Origin of the sequence: Paenibacillus sp. P46E, assembly GCF_001909095.1 — a bacterium.
GTDB lineage: Bacteria > Bacillota > Bacilli > Paenibacillales > Paenibacillaceae > Paenibacillus_AQ > Paenibacillus_AQ helianthi.
Window position 1 is genome coordinate 1 of sequence record NZ_LVYZ01000113.1, and the last position, 1,670, is coordinate 1,670.

Sequence of the window (1,670 nt, forward strand, 5' to 3'; positions counted from 1 at the left end):
CTTTATGAGATAAATTGGATAGAGATATGCTAAGACTAAAAATAATGACCAAACTACATAATATACCTAACAAGAATACAAAATTGGACGGTTCTTGGAAGCCAAAAAGATCAGTGAAATAAAAAACTATTCCTGGTATTAAAGCTACAACTAGCATAATAACTACCATAGTAAGCCACAAAAGGGCATACTTTAACTGAAGTTCATACTTTTTTATCATATTTATTAGAAGAAACAAAAACAGTGCCGATAGCATTATTAAAAAAATCTGAAGCTTGAAGGGAAACATGTATACCACCCTTAATCCACTTGTTGTTTTCTGGAAAAATCAATAATAATTGCAATCGTTACTTTTATCATATAGTAGACTGATTTAAGAGCCTTAATAGAGGAGACTCCCCCGATTCTTTCTCTCATTTGAACAGGAATTTCCGTTATTTTAAAGCCATTTCTACTCAAAGCCATAATTGACTCAGGTTCAGGATAATCTGTTGGGTAATTATTGGAGAAGAGCTTAATAATTTTTTTGTTACAGGCCCTAAAACCAGAGGTTGGATCACTTACTTTTTGCTTAGTTAATAAACTTAATAAACCCGCAAAATAAACAATCCCCATTCTTCTAGTAAAAGATGATTGAAATCCTTCTTTCTTTATAAACCTTGAACCGATTACAAAGTCACTTTCCCCATGAATTAAGGGCTCAATTAGATTTTTTATGAATTTGGGATCATGCTGTCCATCTCCATCAATCTGAATTGCAATATCATAATCATGTTTATTGGCATAGATATAACCAGTCTGTACTGCTCCACCTATCCCTAAATTACAAGGCAGATTAATAATTCCAACCTTATTCCGCTCACAAATCATCTCCGTTAAATCACTCGAGTGATCGTTAATGATGATGAAATCTAAAAGATCAGAATATTCAGCTAGTTCTTTAATCAGTTTCTCAATGTTATCTTCCTCATTAAAACAAGGAATAATGCCTAGAATTCTCACTTCCAACCTCCTTATCTAAACCAAGAATTCACTTTTTATTTGCTATCTTTTTTTCATAAATTCTAATAATTAAATAGATCAATCTCCAGTAATACAACTTTACTTCTTTAAAGAAACTAAATCTAGGAGAAATCCTCTTGGGATCCATACAAAACGCAAGCAGATCTTTGACGGCACTAGACCACAAGAACTTTGAATAATTATGATTCTTGTAGAAGGCTGATTTATCCTTTTCAAGAATTTCAATGATTTGTTCAGCCACTTCAACTTCATTTTTCGCCTTCACTATTGATCCTAAATTGTTTTTCTCAATAATATCTGAGAATACATCTCCTTCTGAGGATATTATTGGCAGCCCGCACCAGATGTAATCCAATAACCTTGTTCGATAAGCAAATCTAGTCTCAAAATGATTTTCATGAAGAGAAATACCTATGTCAGCCTCTAGTAAATACTCACTTCTATTTTCATATTCTACCCAATCATTAAAATAAACAAAATCTTCCAGATTAAGTTCTTTACACATCATCTGAAGCTTTTTTAATTTGTCCGGTTCTTTTCCAACTGGCGGCTTCACACCCATGAAGAAACACTTAATATCCGATCGGCTTTTTTTCACTATCGCCATTGCTTTAATTAAAGTCTCGGGGTCTAACCAATCCCATATC

Annotated in this window: 3 protein-coding genes; all 3 read right to left on the reverse strand. The window is 33.0% G+C overall.

The window, feature by feature from the left end; all coding sequences use genetic code 11:
• On the reverse strand, positions 1–289 hold a 289-nt coding region (locus A3849_RS34080), incomplete at its 3' end, for a DUF2304 domain-containing protein (protein WP_143191963.1).
• 11 nt (positions 290–300) lie between these two features.
• Positions 301–1,002, reverse strand: a complete 702-nt coding sequence (locus A3849_RS31925) for a glycosyltransferase family 2 protein (RefSeq protein ID WP_074115055.1) — start codon at positions 1,000–1,002, stop codon at positions 301–303.
• Positions 1,003–1,030: 28 nt separating this feature from the next.
• Positions 1,031–1,670, reverse strand: a 640-nt coding sequence (locus A3849_RS31930; protein WP_218619287.1) for a glycosyltransferase, incomplete at its 5' end; no start/stop codon positions are given.